This is a genomic window from Micromonospora globbae (assembly GCF_003610785.1).
Taxonomy (GTDB): domain Bacteria; phylum Actinomycetota; class Actinomycetes; order Mycobacteriales; family Micromonosporaceae; genus Micromonospora; species Micromonospora globbae.
In genome coordinates this window covers 249,046-262,949 of record NZ_RAQQ01000007.1, presented here as the reverse complement: position 1 = coordinate 262,949, position 13,904 = coordinate 249,046, and the positions used below count along the sequence as shown (strand labels likewise).

12 protein-coding genes are annotated in these 13,904 nt (G+C 74.2%); 8 read left to right on the top strand and 4 right to left on the bottom strand.

Annotation, left to right across the window (positions count from 1 at the left end; all coding sequences use genetic code 11):
* Positions 1-9 precede the first annotated feature (9 nt).
* Positions 10-783, top strand: coding sequence for an enoyl-CoA hydratase/isomerase family protein (locus D7I43_RS12400; RefSeq protein ID WP_120328607.1), 774 nt, complete (start codon positions 10-12; stop codon positions 781-783).
* A gap of 54 nt (positions 784-837) precedes the next feature.
* On the opposite strand, the gene D7I43_RS12395 is transcribed toward D7I43_RS12400, so the two are convergent.
* A complete protein-coding gene (locus D7I43_RS12395) occupies positions 838-1,836 on the bottom strand; it encodes a helix-turn-helix domain-containing protein (protein ID WP_120328606.1) in 999 nt (332 codons plus the stop codon).
* Positions 1,837-2,036: 200 nt separating this feature from the next.
* Between D7I43_RS12395 and D7I43_RS12390 the strand changes: the two genes are divergently transcribed.
* A complete protein-coding gene (locus D7I43_RS12390) occupies positions 2,037-5,969 on the top strand; it encodes a carboxypeptidase regulatory-like domain-containing protein (RefSeq protein WP_120328605.1) in 3,933 nt (1,310 codons plus the stop codon).
* Between the two features lie 149 nt (positions 5,970-6,118).
* A complete protein-coding gene (locus D7I43_RS12385; protein WP_120328604.1) occupies positions 6,119-7,738 on the top strand; it encodes an acetolactate synthase in 1,620 nt (539 codons plus the stop codon).
* Positions 7,739-7,808: 70 nt separating this feature from the next.
* Here D7I43_RS12385 and D7I43_RS12380 read toward each other — a convergent pair whose 3' ends face one another.
* The 3 genes from D7I43_RS12380 to D7I43_RS12370 are packed head-to-tail and all read right to left on the bottom strand — an operon-like array spanning position 7,809 to position 9,010.
* A complete protein-coding gene (locus D7I43_RS12380) occupies positions 7,809-8,267 on the bottom strand; it encodes a PLD nuclease N-terminal domain-containing protein (RefSeq protein ID WP_120328603.1) in 459 nt (152 codons plus the stop codon).
* A gap of 27 nt (positions 8,268-8,294) precedes the next feature.
* Positions 8,295-8,621 (bottom strand): DUF202 domain-containing protein, encoded by a 327-nt coding sequence (locus D7I43_RS12375; RefSeq protein ID WP_120328602.1) that lies wholly within the window; start codon positions 8,619-8,621, stop codon positions 8,295-8,297.
* Positions 8,618-9,010 carry a YidH family protein gene (locus tag D7I43_RS12370; RefSeq protein ID WP_120328601.1) on the bottom strand — a complete coding sequence of 131 codons (393 nt, stop codon included), beginning with the start codon at positions 9,008-9,010 and terminating at the stop codon, positions 8,618-8,620. Before D7I43_RS12370 ends, D7I43_RS12375 begins: the two co-directional genes overlap by 4 nt.
* Positions 9,011-9,051: 41 nt before the next feature.
* On the opposite strand from D7I43_RS12370, the gene D7I43_RS12365 reads away from it, so the two are divergent.
* The 5 genes from D7I43_RS12365 to D7I43_RS12345 all read left to right on the top strand — a co-directional run bounded on the left by D7I43_RS12365 (position 9,052) and on the right by D7I43_RS12345 (position 13,859).
* Positions 9,052-9,849, top strand: coding sequence for a GNAT family N-acetyltransferase (locus D7I43_RS12365; protein WP_120328600.1), 798 nt, complete (start codon positions 9,052-9,054; stop codon positions 9,847-9,849).
* Positions 9,850-9,851: 2 nt separating this feature from the next.
* Positions 9,852-10,259, top strand: coding sequence for a hypothetical protein (locus tag D7I43_RS12360; RefSeq protein WP_120328658.1), 408 nt, complete (start codon positions 9,852-9,854; stop codon positions 10,257-10,259).
* A gap of 259 nt (positions 10,260-10,518) precedes the next feature.
* Positions 10,519-11,298 (top strand): electron transfer flavoprotein subunit beta/FixA family protein, encoded by a 780-nt coding sequence (locus D7I43_RS12355; protein WP_120328599.1) that lies wholly within the window; start codon positions 10,519-10,521, stop codon positions 11,296-11,298.
* A gap of 11 nt (positions 11,299-11,309) precedes the next feature.
* Positions 11,310-12,269 carry an electron transfer flavoprotein subunit alpha/FixB family protein gene (locus D7I43_RS12350; protein ID WP_120328598.1) on the top strand — a complete coding sequence of 320 codons (960 nt, stop codon included), beginning with the start codon at positions 11,310-11,312 and terminating at the stop codon, positions 12,267-12,269.
* 414 nt (positions 12,270-12,683) lie between these two features.
* Positions 12,684-13,859 carry a cysteine desulfurase family protein gene (locus D7I43_RS12345; protein WP_120328597.1) on the top strand — a complete coding sequence of 392 codons (1,176 nt, stop codon included), beginning with the start codon at positions 12,684-12,686 and terminating at the stop codon, positions 13,857-13,859.
* The last annotated feature ends 45 nt before the right edge of the window (positions 13,860-13,904 follow it).

The following is a 13,904-nucleotide window of genomic DNA, read 5'->3' as shown; positions in this document are numbered from 1 at the left end:
GAGGGCGGCGTGAGCGAGTTCGTGCGGCTGGAGACCAAGGACGGCATCGGCACCATCCGGCTGGAGCGCCCGCCGATGAACGCGCTCAACACCCAGGTGCAGGAGGAGTTGCGGGCCGCCGCCACGGCGGCGTCCGCCGACACCGACGTCCGCGCCGTGATCGTGTACGGCGGGGAGAAGGTCTTCGCCGCGGGCGCGGACATCAAGGAGATGGCCGACATGTCCTACGTGGACATGGCGTCGCGGGCCGCGGACCTCTCCAGCGCGCTCGGCGCGATCGCCCGGATCCCCAAGCCGGTGGTCGCCGCCATCACGGGGTACGCCCTGGGCGGCGGCTGCGAGCTGGCGCTGGCCTGCGACTGGCGGGTGGTGGCCGAGGACGCGAAGCTCGGCCAGCCGGAGATCAAGCTGGGGATCATCCCGGGCGCCGGCGGCACCCAGCGACTGGCCCGGCTGGTCGGCCCGGCCCGGGCCAAGGACCTCATCATGTCCGGGCGGATGGTCGACGCCCAGGAGGCGCTGCGGATCGGGCTGGCCGACCGCGTCGTACCGGCCGCCGACGTCTACTCGACCGCCGTCGAGCTGGTCCGCCCCTACGTCACCGGGCCGACGCAGGCGCTGCGCGCCGCGAAGCTCGCCGTCGACGGCGGACTGGACATGGACCTGAACTCCGGCCTGGCCTGGGAGAGCCAGCTCTTCGCCGCGCTCTTCGCCACCGACGACCGGCGCGAGGGCATGGCGGCCTTCGTGGAGAAGCGGAAGCCGGACTTCACCGGCCGCTGACCGCGTACGTCGGGCCCGGTCGCCGTGCGGCGGCCGGCCCGGCGCGTCCCGCCGTCAGACCCAGCCGCGGCGGACCGCCTCCATGCCCGCCTGGAAGCGGGTCTCGGCGCCCACCGCCGTCATGATGCGGTGCACGTGCCGGTGCACCGTGCGTACGCTCCAGCCGAGCGTGCGGGCGATCCGCTCGTCGGTGGCCCCGCCGGCCAGCAGGCCGATGAGCTCGACGTCCCGCTCGGAGAGCTGGTCGGGGTGTTCGTCGGCGGCGGACGCCGCGGCGCCGCCCCGGACGCCGGTGCGGTTGATGGCGACCGCCCGCTCCCAGATCGCCTCGAACAGCTCGCTCACCGCGCTCAGCAGCGACGACGGGTGCACGAGGTAGGCGGCGTCGGCCAGTTGACCGGCCGCCATGACGGGGATGAGCGCGAGCCGGTCGTCGCAGAGCATCATCTTCATCGGCACGTTGCTCGCGACGCGGGCCCGTTCGCCGCCCTGGATGCCCCGCCAGATCTCCGCCATCCGCCCCGGGATCGCCAGCGCCGACCGGTCGTAGATGACCCGGTAGGTGAGGCCCCGGTCGGCGAGCTGCTGGGTCTCCTCCGAGTTGCCGCTCACCGGGTTGTCGAGGTAGGGCGGCCGGTCCATGCCGCGGATCTGCACCTTCGCCTCACGCTGGAGGCGTACGAGGGTGGCGCGCAGGTTCGCCCCGCCCTCGATGACCTCCACGAGTTCGGCCGGGTGGCGGCCGGTGCCGCCGCTGCGCCGGATCTCCTTGGCCAACTGGTCGGCGTGCGTACGCAGGCGCAGCAGCTCCCGTTCCCGCTCGGCGATCAGGACGGTCGCCACCTGGTCCGGTGGCGTCGCCGCGTACCGGGTGGGGCGCCCGGACAGCCGGGTCGCCAGACCGCGGTCGACGAGGCGCCCGAGCGTACGGCTGAGTTGCGCCCGGGAGAGCGCGACGTGGCCGAGGAGGTCGGTGGCGGTGGCCTGTCCCCGCCGGGTCAGCGCCTCGTAGACGCGCTCCTCGGGTTCGGAGACCCCCACCACATGCCACATCCGTCGCCTCCGTCGGGAACCCGCCAGCTGTCCGGAACATGAACGCCCCGCAACATTGTCCGTCCTTTCGCACCCGTGCCAAGATCACCCGTCGATGCGCGCCGATTTCGTGCCGGGAATCACCCTTCACCTGGCCCGCAGGTGCGTCACGGCCTCAACGGCGAGGCCGGTCCGTGGCGTCACTGGTAAGGAGTTCTTGGATGGCCGTGCCCATACGGTCGAGACGGGTCCACAGAGGCCGGCTCGGCGCGCTGATCGCAGCCCTCACCCTGTCGCTGCTCGCCTCCGGCCCGCTGCCCGCCGCCCCGGCGCAGGCGGCTCCCGCGTCCGCGCCGCCCACCGCCTCGTCGCCGAGCTGGGAGGCCATGCGCTACACGCCCGCCGGCTGCAACACCGCCGCCGAGGGCACGCCGCTGGCCCGCTGCTACGCGCTCGGTCGCGCCACCGAGGACGGCCGGCTCGTGCAGCAGGAGTCCGCGCCGCCGGCGGGCGCGCTCGGACCGGCCGACATCCGGTCGGCGTACAAGCTGCCCGACGGAGGTGCGGGCAGGACCGTCGCCGTCGTGCTCGCCTTCGGCTACGAGGCCGCCGAGGCCGACCTCGCCGTCTTCCGCGCCCACTACGGGCTGCCGCCGTGCACCAGCGCCAACGGCTGCTTCCGGAAGGTGGACCAGCGCGGCGGTACCGACTACCCGCCGGAGGACCCGGACTGGTCGATCGAGGCCGCCCTGGACCTGGACGCCGTCTCCTCCGCCTGCCCGAAGTGCAACCTCCTCCTCGTGCAGGCCGACGACAACTCGCCGGCCAGCCTCGGCGCCGCGGTCGACACGGCCGCCCGGCTGGGCGCGACGGTCATCTCGAACTCGTACGGCATCGCCGGCGAGACCCCCTTCCAGGAGCTCTACAACGCCCACTACGACCACCCCGGCGTCGCCGTCGTGGTGGCCAGCGGCGACATCGGGAACCTCCAGAGCTACCCGGCGACCCACCCCGACGTGATCGCGGTCGGCGGCACCCGGCTCACCCGGGACTCCTCCCCGCGCGGCTGGTCGGAGACCGCCTGGGTGAACGCCGGCAGCGGCTGCTCCCTCTACGAGCCGCGACCGGAGTACCAGGCCGGGGTCGACACCCGCTGCGGGGACAAGCGGGCCACCGCGGACATCTCCGCCGTCGCCGACCCCGAGTCCGGGCTGGCCGTCTACAACACCCTCGGCCAGGACGGGTGGGCGCAGTGGGGCGGCACGTCCCTGGCCGCTCCGCTCGTCGCCGGGATGTACGCGCTCGCCGGTGACCCGCTGCCCGGGTCGTACCCGGTGACCTACCCGTACCGCAAGGACAAGACGGCCGGGCTCTTCGACATCACCGAGGGCTCCAACGGATGGTGCGGTGACCTGCTGTGCAACGCGGGGCCGGGCTGGGACGGGCCGACGGGCCTGGGATCGCCCAACGGGGTGTCGGCCCTGACGCTCGGCGCGACCGGCCGGATCACCGGCACCGTGACGACCGGCCGGACGAACGGCGCGGTCGCCGGCGCGACGGTCACCGCGACGGACGGTACCGGCGCCGCGTTCCGCGCGACGACCGACGCGCAGGGCCGGTACGACCTGCGGCTGCCCGCCGGCGGCTACGACGTGGCCGTCACCGAGTTCGGCTACCGCGCCCCCGCGGCGGCCCGGCTCACCGTGGCGGCCGACGCCGAACTCACCCACGACGTCACGCTGACCGCCCTCGCGAGCCGCACCCTGACCGGTACGGTGACCGACGGCTCCGGGCACGGCTGGCCAATCCACGCGCGGATCTCCATCGACGGCTACCCGGGCGGCGCGGTCCTCACCGACCCGTACACCGGCCGCTACGAGGTCGACCTGCCGGTCGACAACAGCTACACCCTGCGCGTGTCCCCGGTCGACCTGCCCGGCTACGTCACCGGCACCGTGACGGTGCGGGTGGACCAGCAGCCGAAGGGCCGGCCCCGCGACGTACGGCAGGACGTGCGGCTGAGCGTCGACACCGCGTCGTGCACCGCCCCGGGCTACGCCCCGCGCTACGAGGGGGCCAACGCCGACTTCACCGGCTGGACCGGCGACACCCCGAAGGACGGCTGGCGGACCACCGACGAGGCCGGTGGCGGGCAGACCTGGCGCTTCGACGACCCCAACGGCAAGGGCAACCTGACCGGCGGCACCGGCGGCTTCGCCACGGTCGACGGCTGGAGCCAGCCGGGCCCGATCGACACGAGCCTGGTCAGCCCGCCGGCCGACCTGACCGGTGTGACCGACCCGGTGATCGGCTTCGACACCGACTACTCGAGCTGGGACACGCAGACCGGCGACGTCGACCTCAGCCTGGACAACGGCGCGACGTGGACGAACGTCCGGCACTACGCCGGCGACGCCGTCAACGGCCACGTGGAGATCCCGGTCCCGCAGGCCGCGGGGAAGTCCGGTGTGCTCGTCCGCTTCCGCTACCAGGGTGAGACCGACGACTGGTGGCAGCTGGACAACGTGTTCGTGGGCCGGCGGTCCTGCGCCGCCGTGCCGGGCGGACTCGTCGCGGGGCAGGTCCGCGACGACAACACCGGCGCGGCGCTCATCGGCGCGACCGTGACCGCCGGTGGCGCGGTGGACGCCACCAGCCGGGCCACCCCCGAGGACGCGAACCTCGCCGACGGCTTCTACTGGCTGTTCGCACCGGGGACCCGCCCGGTCACGATGACCGTGTCCGGTCGGCACTACGGAGACGCCACGGCGACCGTACGCATCGACCCCGACGGCGTCACCCGGCGCGACTGGCGGCTGGAGGCCGGCCGGCTGGACGTCCGCCAGTCGGACCTCTCGGTGGCCGTCCGTCCGGGCCGCAGCGTCACGCGGAAGGTGCGGCTGACCAACGACGGCGACCGGCCGCTGCGCGTGAACCTCGTCGAGCAGGACCGCGGCTACTCGCCGGCCGCCGGCGGGCGCCGCGCGACCGCGCCGGAGGCGCCGCTGGTCCGGGTCCGGACGGAGACGTCCGTGGCGGCCCGCGGTCGGGGGCACGGCTCCCCGCCCCCGCCGCAGCAGGCGGGGAACGGCACGGCGTGGACGACGCTGCCCGACTACCCGACGCTGGTGATGGACAACCTGGTCGCCGACAACGACGGCACCGTCTACTCCGTCGGCGGCAGCGGGGACTCCGGTTCGCTCGCCGAGGGGTACGTCCTCGACCCGCAGGCCGGGTCGTGGAGCCGGATCGCCGATCTGCCCGAGCCCCGGGCGGCCGCGGTCGGCGGTTTCGTCGACGGCCGGCTGTACGCGGTCGGCGGGTGGGACGAGGCGAGCAACGCCGCGACGACGACGTACGCCTACGACCCGATGACCGACCGGTGGTCGCGCCGGGCGGACCTGCCCAGCGGCGTGACGGCCGCCGCGGCGGCCTCGGTCGGCGGCCGCCTGTACGTGGTGGCCGGCTGCACGACCGGCGACTGCGAGCCGGCGTCGAACCGGACGTACCGCTACGACCCGCGTACCGACACGTGGAGCAGGCTGGCCGACTACCCGCTGGCGGTCGCGTTCCTCGCCTGCGCTCCGGCCGGTGACGGGGTGGTCTGCGCGGGCGGCATCGACCCCGGCCGGCGGGTCCCGACGAACGAGGCCTTCCGGTACTTCGCGGAGTCGGACACGTGGGTGCCCACCACGCCGCTGCCGATCTCGCGCTGGGGCATGGCGTACGCCGGTGCGGGCGGCAAGCTCCAGGTCGTCGGCGGCATCGCCGCGGGATCGGTCAACAACGAGGCCCTGGAGTTCGACCCGGAGACCGGGGTGTGGACGGAGCTGCCGAACGCGAACAACGCGCTGTACCGGGGCGGGGCCGCCTGCGGCCTGTACCAGGTCGGCGGTTCGCTCGGCTCGTTCGCGATCACCCCGTACGCCCAGCACCTGCCCGGTCACGACGCCTGCGTCCGCGGCAGTGACGTGTCGTGGCTGTCGGTCGACCGGACCGAGGTGACCATCCCGGCGGGACGGTCGGTCACGGTCACGGTGACGGCGGCCGCCCCGGCCGTCGCCGGGCACGGCGTGTACCGGGCGCGGCTCGCGTTCGACACGGACACCCCGTACCGGACCGAGCCGCTCACGGTGGCCATGACGCTGCGCTGACACCCCCCGACCGCGCCCGCCCGGACGACCCCTCCCGGGCGGGCGCGGCCCTTTACCGGCCGGGCTACCCGAGCGGACGGGACAGGGTCGCCGGCGCCTGGTGACCGGTGGGTAACCTGTGACCCCGGCCACGGACGAGGGGAGCGACCATGCAGCGGATCGAGGGTCACGGTGGGGAGCTGGCGCTCGCGGCGCTACGCGCGTACGGCGTGCGGGAGATGTTCACCCTCTCCGGCGGGCACGTGTTCCCGCTCTACGACGCCGCCCACAGGAACGACTTCCCGATCTACGACGTCCGGCACGAGCAGTCCGCGGTCTTCGCGGCCGAGGCCGTGGCGAAGCTCCAGCGGCGTCCGGGCCTCGCCGTGCTCACCGCCGGCCCGGGCGTGACCAACGGCATCTCCGGCCTGACCAGCGCGTACTTCAACGCCTCGCCGGTGCTCGTGCTGGGCGGCCGGGCGCCGGCGTTCCGCTGGGGCTCAGGCAGCCTCCAGGAGATGGACCACCTGCCGCTGGTCGCCCCGGTCACCAAGCATGCCGAGACGGTCTTCAGCACCGACGACATCCCCCGGGCCGTGAACGCCGCGCTCACCACGGCGCTCACCCCGCACCGCGGCCCGGTGTTCCTCGACTTCCCGCTGGAGACCGTCTTCTCGGTCACCGACGCCGACCTGCCGGCCCCGCCCGGCATCGCCCCCGTCGAGCCCGACCCGGACGAGGTCGCCCGCGCGGCCCGCCTGGTCGCCGCCGCCGAGCGGCCGGTCATCATCGCCGGGTCGGACGTGTACGCCGGTGACGCCACCGCCGCCCTGCGCGAGGCGGCCGAGGCGTTGCAGGTGCCCGTCTTCACCAACGGCATGGGCCGGGGCTCGCTGCCGCCGGAGCACCCGCTGGCCTTCGCGAAGGCCCGCCGGGCCGCGCTCTCCGGCGCCGACGTGGTCGTGGTGGTCGGCACCCCGCTCGACTTCCGGCTCAACTTCGGCGACTTCGGCGACGCCAAGGTGGTGCACGTCGTCGACGCCCCGAGCCAGCGGGCCGGGCACGTCCAGCCGGCCGCCGCCCCTGCCGGCGACCTGCGGCTGATCCTCTCCGCGCTGGCCGACCACCCGGGCGACCGGGTCGACCACGCGGGCTGGATCGCCGACCTGCGTGCCGCCGAGGACGCCGCCAAGGCCCGCGACGCCGAGGAGATGGCCGCCGAGACCGACCCGATCCGCCCGGCCCGGGTCTACGGCGAGCTGCGCAAGGTGCTGGCCCGGGACGCCATCACCATCGGCGACGGCGGCGACTTCGTCTCGTACGCCGGGCGCTACCTCGAACCGGCGCAGCCCGGCACCTGGCTGGACCCGGGCCCGTACGGCTGCCTCGGCACCGGCATGGGTTACGCGATGGGCGCCCGGGTCAGCCACCCGGACCGGCAGATCTGCGTGCTGATGGGCGACGGCGCGGCCGGCTTCTCGCTGATGGACGTGGAGTCGCTGGTCCGCCAGAAGCTGCCCGTGGTCATCGTGGTCGGCAACAACGGCATCTGGGGGCTGGAGAAGCACCCGATGCGCGCCATGTACGGCTACGACGTCGCGGCCGACCTCCAGCCGGAACTCCGCTACGACCAGGTGGTCACCGCGCTCGGCGGGGCCGGCGAGACGGTGGCGAAGTCCGCCGACCTCGGTCCGGCGCTGCAGCGCGCCTTCGACGCGGGGGTGCCGTACCTCGTGAACGTCATCACCGACCCGGCCGACGCGTACCCCCGGTCGTCGAACCTCGCCTGACGGCCGCCGCGCCGCCGCCGTGGACGCACGGCGGCGGCGCCTCGACCTGCGGCCGGGCGGCGTCGTGCGGCTACACCTCCGGGCGGTCCTCCTCGCGGGGCGGCTCGCCGTCGCGGGACCGTGGCGGCGCGCCGTCGGGCGGCCCGGCCTGGCGGCGGCGCAGGTCGTCCTCGCGGCGGCGCAGGTCCTCCTCCCAGCGGCGGAACAGCTCCCGGTCGTCCTGGCGGGAGCGCTCGGCGATCGACTTCAGGAACTCGGGGTCGTCGTCCGGCGCCACCGGCCGGCGGTCGCGTTCGGAGAACCCGTTCCCCACCGGCCACCGGGTGCGGGCGGGTCGGCCGGCGGCCGGCTCGCGACCGGCCACGAACCAGGCGATCGAGCCGACCAGCGGGAAGAACAGGATGATGAGCACCCAGCCGATCCGGGGCAGGGCGCGGATCTCGCCCTCCTCCGCGGAGAGACAGCTGATCAGGGCGCAGACGGCGAGGACGATCTGCACCACGAAGAGGAGGGCGTAGAGCCGGACCATGCGCCCATCATGGCGCACCGCGCCGACTCACCACAGCCCGCGCAGCACCAGTGCCACGCCGAGCACGGCGAGCGCCGCGGCGCCGAGGGCGGCCAGCGGCAGCGACCGCCCGCCCGTGGGAGCCGGCCCGGTACCGGTGCCCCGCCGCCAGCAGACCGGCAGGACGGCGCCCCAGACGACCAGGGTCACGCCGGCGAGCAGCACCCCGCCGAGGTCACCGGTGAACGCCAGCCGCACGGCGAGGACCGTGACCACCGTCAGTGCGAGCGCCGTCCGCCGCCACGCCAGCCGGGTCCGCTCCGGCTGGAGGCCGGGGTCGCGCGCCGGCCGCGGCGCGGCGGACGGCCCGCTCACCGGCCGCCCAGCGCCCTGAGCAGCACGGCGACCACCAGCAGCAGCGCGCCGAGGCCGACGGTGAGGGCCAGCACGGCGGGGAAGCGGGAGGCGGGCAGTTCCTCGCCGAGCCGGATGGCCCGTTCGGTACGCGCCCAGTGGTCGACGGCGCGGACCGCGACGGCGCCGCCGAGCAGCAGCAACGCGATCGCGATCGCCTCACGCAGGTGGCGCAGCGGCAACGGTGGCAGGAACTGGGCGGCGGCCAACCCGCCGGCCACCAGCGCCAGCCCCGTCCGGAGCCAGGCGAGGAACGTCCGCTCGTTGGCCAGGGAGAACCGGTAGTCGGGGGTGCTGCCGACCGACCGCAGCTCCCGCGGATCGAACCACCGCCTGATCGACTCCCACACGTTGCCGATTATCCGTTGGCCAGCGGTCGTAGCCTGAAGCGATGACGGATCTTGATGCGAGCACCCTGCGCGCCGCGTACGACGCCCAGCTACGTCCGGAGCTGCCCGACCCGCTGCCGCCGGGGGTCACCGTCGAGCGGGACGGACCGCTGTACCGGGTGCTCGGTCTCGACCATCGGGGCTTTCTGACGTACCGCGACCTCGGCGGCCTGTCCGGCGCGGCGCTGGACGAGTTGATCGCCCGCCAGGTCGAGGTGTTCCGGCAGCGGGGCGAGGCCGTCGAGTGGAAGCTCGCCGGCCACGACGAGCCGGCGGACCTGCCCGAGCGTCTGCGCGCCGCCGGCTTCGTCCCCGAGGACCGGGAGACCGTCGTGATCGGGCCGGTGGCGCCGCTGTCGGCCGCGCTCCCGGTGCTGCCCGACGGCGTACGCCTGCGGGAGGTGACCGGCCGCGCGGACCTCGACCGGATCGTGGCGATGGAGGAGGCGGTCTGGGGGGCCGACCGCAGCCACCTCGCGGACGCCCTGGAGCGGGAGATCGCCTCGGACCCACACTCGATCACCGTGGTGGTCGCCGAGGCGGGGGAGACCGTCGTCAGCGCCGGCTGGATCCGCTACGTGGCGGGCACCGGTTTCGCCTCGCTCTGGGGCGGCTCGACCCTGCCGGAGTGGCGGCGGCGGGGCATCTACCGGGCGCTGGTCGTCCATCGAGCCCGGCTGGCCGCGCAGCGGGACCGGACGCTGCTCCAGGTCGACGCCTCCGACGACAGCCGCCCCATCCTGGAGCGGCTCGGCTTCGTCGCCGTCACCACGACCACCCCGTACGTCTACACTCCGTGATCATGGCTGAGGGGTTGACGGACGAGGACCGGCTCGTGCTCAAGACCGCCGCGTTCGGCGCGGTCTTCCTGGTGTCGAACGTCGACCCGGGCATGGTGGCCGTGCTCAAGGAGAGCCTCGCCGCGTCCGGGGCCTTCGCCGGTGCCTCCGGGGTCGTCAAGGAGGCGCTCACGACCGGTCCGCTGCCGCGGCTGCCGCGCGACTCGATCCTCGAGGTGGAGGCGACGGTGCTGCCGGCGCTCGGCCGGGCGGTGCGGATCCTGCGCGAGAAGGCGCCGGAGGACGTGGCCGTCTTCCGCGAGGTGGTGCTGGCCGCCGCCGACCGGGTGGCCCGCGCGCACGCCGGGGTCGCCCCGGAGGAGGCGGCGATGATCGAGCGGATCAGGGCGGCGCTGGCCGAGCCGGCGTGACCGCATGGGCGGGACGCCCGGTGGGCGGGCCCGCCGCGCGGGCGTACGGCGGGAGGGCGGCCGCTACCCGGCATGTCGCGGCGCCGGTGAGCTGTGTCACGCTGAGTGCCCGGGAGGCCGAAGCTACTGACAGGTAACATGGCGCCCGTGGGCAACTGCACAGCAGCCCGCGGTTGACCGATCGTTAAGTCACGCGGGAGGCTGCGCCCCAGACCGGGCGAGCGATCGCAACACCACACAGGAGGGTCGTCGAAGCGCGATGAACATCGTCGTACTCGTCAAGCAGGTGCCCGACTCGGGCGCGGACCGCAACCTGCGCAGTGACGACAACACCGTCGACCGCGGTTCGGCGAACAACGTCATCAACGAGATGGACGAGTACGCCATCGAGGAGGCGTTGAAGATCAAGGAGGCGCACGGCGGTGAGGTCACCATCCTGACCATGGGTCCGGAGCAGGCGACCGAGTCGATCCGCAAGGCGCTGTCGATGGGCCCGGACAAGGCGGTCCACGTGGTGGACGACGCGCTGCGCGGCTCCTGCGCCGTCGCGACCTCGAAGGTGCTCGCCGCCGCGCTGCGCACCCTGAACGCGGACCTGGTCATCTGCGGCGCCGAGTCGACCGACGGCCGGGTGCAGGTGATGCCGCACATGATCGCCGAGCGGCTGGGTGTGGCGGCGCTCACCGGCGCCCGCAAGCTCACGGTGGACGGCGGCACGCTGACCGTCGAGCGGCAGACCGAGGAGGGCTACGAGGTGGTCACCGCCTCGACCCCGGCCGTGGTCTCCGTGTGGGACACGATCAACGAGCCGCGGTACCCGTCGTTCAAGGGCATCATGGCGGCCAAGAAGAAGCCGGTGCAGACCCTCTCCCTGGGCGACCTCGGCGTCGCACCGGCCGAGGTGGGCTTCGACGGCGCCACCAGCGCCGTGCTGGAGCACAGCAAGCGTCCGCCGCGTTCGGGCGGCGTGAAGGTCACCGACGAGGGCGACGGCGGCGTCAAGCTGGTCGAGTTCCTCGCCACCGAGAAGTTCGTGTGAGAGGTCTGGACATGTCTGAGGTTCTCGTCGTCGTCGAAGCCACCCGCGAGTTCGGCGTCAAGAAGGTCACCCTGGAGATGCTCACCCTCGCCCGCGACCTGGGCACCCCCGCCGCGGTGGTGCTCGGCGGCCCCGGCGCGGCCGAGGCGCTCTCGGCGAAGCTGGGCGAGTACGGGGCGGAGAAGATCTACGCCGCCGAGGGTGAGGAGATCGACGGCTACCTGGTCGCCCCGAAGGCCACCGTGCTGGCCGAGCTGGTCACGCGCGTGCAGCCGGCCGCCGTCCTGCTCGCCTCGTCGCAGGAGGGCAAGGAGATCGCCGCCCGGCTGGCGGTCAAGCTGGACAACGGCATCCTGACCGACGTGGTCGACCTGTCCGCGGACGGCACCGCCACCCAGGTCGCGTTCGCCGGCTCCACCATCGTCAAGTCCAAGGTCACCCGGGGGCTGCCGCTGGTCACGCTCCGGCCGAACTCGGTGAACCCCACCCCGGCCGCCGCGTCCCCGACCGTCGAGCAGCTCACCGTCACCGTGGCCGAGGGCGACAAGCTGGCCAAGGTGGTGGACCGGGTCGCCGAGCAGAAGGGCTCGCGTCCCGAGCTGACCGAGGCGTCGGTGGTCGTGTCCGGTGGCCGTGGCGTCGGCAACGCGGACAACTTCAAGCTCGTCGAGGAGCTGGCCGACCTGCTGGGTGGCGCCGTCGGCGCGTCCCGGGCGGCCGTCGACTCCGGCTTCTACCCGCACCAGTTCCAGGTGGGTCAGACCGGCAAGACCGTCTCCCCGCAGCTCTACATCGCGCTGGGCATCTCCGGGGCCATCCAGCACCGGGCCGGCATGCAGACCTCGAAGACGATCGTCGCGGTGAACAAGGACGCCGAGGCGCCGATCTTCGAGCTGGCCGACTTCGGCGTGGTCGGCGACCTGTTCAAGGTCGTACCCCAGGCCGCCGAGGAGATCCGCAAGCGCAAGTGACCGCCGGTGGCGCCGCCGTCCGGCGCCACCACGGGAGACAGACACCACGAGTGGCCGTCCGGAACGCCGGGCGGCCACTCGCCGTATGCGCCGGTCGGGCTCGGGGGATGGGGAGCTGATCGGCGGGCCGGGGAGCTGAGCCGGCCCGCCGATCAGCCCGTCGAGGTGCCCGGGGCGTGCGGTCGCCGTGCCGGGCAGGCTGGGCTCGGTCCGCGGTGACGCGGACGTCGACACCTGAGTATGCCTGACGTGCACCGTCCGGTGGTGTGCGAGGCACCGATTCCGGGGCACTCGGCGCACACCTCCCGATACCCGGGACGTCGCTGATGAATCGTGCCGCCCGTCCCGGCGCCGGAGGCGGAGGCCCGCCTCCCCCCGCCGGCCGCCCGGCGTACGGCCGTAGGCTGAGCGGTGATGGCATACCTGGATCACGCGGCGACCACTCCGATGCTCGACGAGGCACTGGAGGCGTACGTCGCCACCGCCCGTGAGGTCGGCAACGCGTCCTCGCTGCACGCGGCCGGTCGGCGGGCTCGCCGCCGGGTCGAGGAGTCCCGGGAGCGGGTGGCCGCGGTCCTGGGTGCGCGACCCTCCGAAGTGATCTTCACGGGCGGCGGGACGGAGAGCGACAACCTCGCGGTCAAGGGCATCTTCTGGGCCCGCCGCGCGGCCGGTGGCGACCGTCGCCGGGTGGTCTCCAGCGCCGTGGAGCACCACGCCGTGCTCGACGCCGTGGACTGGCTGGGCCAGCACGAGGGCGCCGAGGTCGGTTGGCTGCCGGTCGACGCGGCCGGCCGGCTCGCCCCGGACGCGCTCCGCGCCGAGCTGGCCGAGCACGGCGACCGGGTCGCGCTCGTCACCGCCATGTGGGCCAACAACGAGGTCGGCACCGTGCAGCCGGTCAGCGAACTGGCGGCCGTCGCCGCCGAGTACGGGGTGCCGTTCCACACCGACGCGATCCAGGCGGTCGGCCAGGTGCCCGTCGACTTCGCCGCCAGCGGCGTCGCCGCGCTGACCGTCACCGGGCACAAGCTCGGCGGCCCGGTCGGGGTCGGCGCCCTGCTGCTCGGCCGCGACGTGCCGACGACCCCGTTGCTGCACGGGGGCGGCCAGGAGCGCGACGTCCGCTCCGGCACGCTCGACACCGCCGGCATCGTGGCCTTCGCGGTGGCGGTGGAGACCGCCGTGAAGGGCCAGCAGGAGTACGCGGCCCGGATCGCCGCGCTCCGCGACGACCTGGTCGAGCGGGTCCGCCACGCGGTGCCCGAGGCGATCTACAACGGCGACCCGGTGGACCGGCTGCCCGGCAACGCGCACTTCTCGTTCCCCGGCTGTGAGGGGGACGCCCTGCTGCTGCTCCTCGACGCGCGGGGCATCGCCTGCTCGACCGGCTCCGCCTGCTCCGCCGGGGTGGCCCAACCCTCACACGTCCTGCTCGCGATGGGCGCCGACGACGACCGGGCCCGTTCGTCGCTGCGCTTCACCCTCGGCCACACCTCCACCCGCGAGGACGTGGACGCCCTGGTGGCCGCCCTTCCCGGTGCCGTGGAACGCGCCCGCCGCGCCGCCGCCTACCGCACCCCCCGCTAACCCCCTCCTTCCTCCGCGATCTTGCACTTTGTGCCCCTCGTATGC

What these genes read in the sequence shown, in the direction of transcription:
- D7I43_RS12360 (WP_120328658.1), top strand. Translation starts at nt 9,852, where the DNA reads ATGGCTGAGGGGTTGACGGACGAGGACCGGCTCGTGCTCAAGACCGCC.
- D7I43_RS12395 (WP_120328606.1), bottom strand. Translation starts at nt 1,836, where the DNA reads ATGTGGCATGTGGTGGGGGTCTCCGAACCCGAGGAGCGCGTCTACGAG.
- D7I43_RS12380 (WP_120328603.1), bottom strand. Translation starts at nt 8,267, where the DNA reads ATGGTCCGGCTCTACGCCCTCCTCTTCGTGGTGCAGATCGTCCTCGCC.
- D7I43_RS12365 (WP_120328600.1), top strand. Translation starts at nt 9,052, where the DNA reads ATGACGGATCTTGATGCGAGCACCCTGCGCGCCGCGTACGACGCCCAG.
- D7I43_RS12345 (WP_120328597.1), top strand. Translation starts at nt 12,684, where the DNA reads ATGGCATACCTGGATCACGCGGCGACCACTCCGATGCTCGACGAGGCA.
- D7I43_RS12350 (WP_120328598.1), top strand. Translation starts at nt 11,310, where the DNA reads ATGTCTGAGGTTCTCGTCGTCGTCGAAGCCACCCGCGAGTTCGGCGTC.
- D7I43_RS12385 (WP_120328604.1), top strand. Translation starts at nt 6,119, where the DNA reads ATGCAGCGGATCGAGGGTCACGGTGGGGAGCTGGCGCTCGCGGCGCTA.
- D7I43_RS12390 (WP_120328605.1), top strand. Translation starts at nt 2,037, where the DNA reads ATGGCCGTGCCCATACGGTCGAGACGGGTCCACAGAGGCCGGCTCGGC.
- D7I43_RS12355 (WP_120328599.1), top strand. Translation starts at nt 10,519, where the DNA reads ATGAACATCGTCGTACTCGTCAAGCAGGTGCCCGACTCGGGCGCGGAC.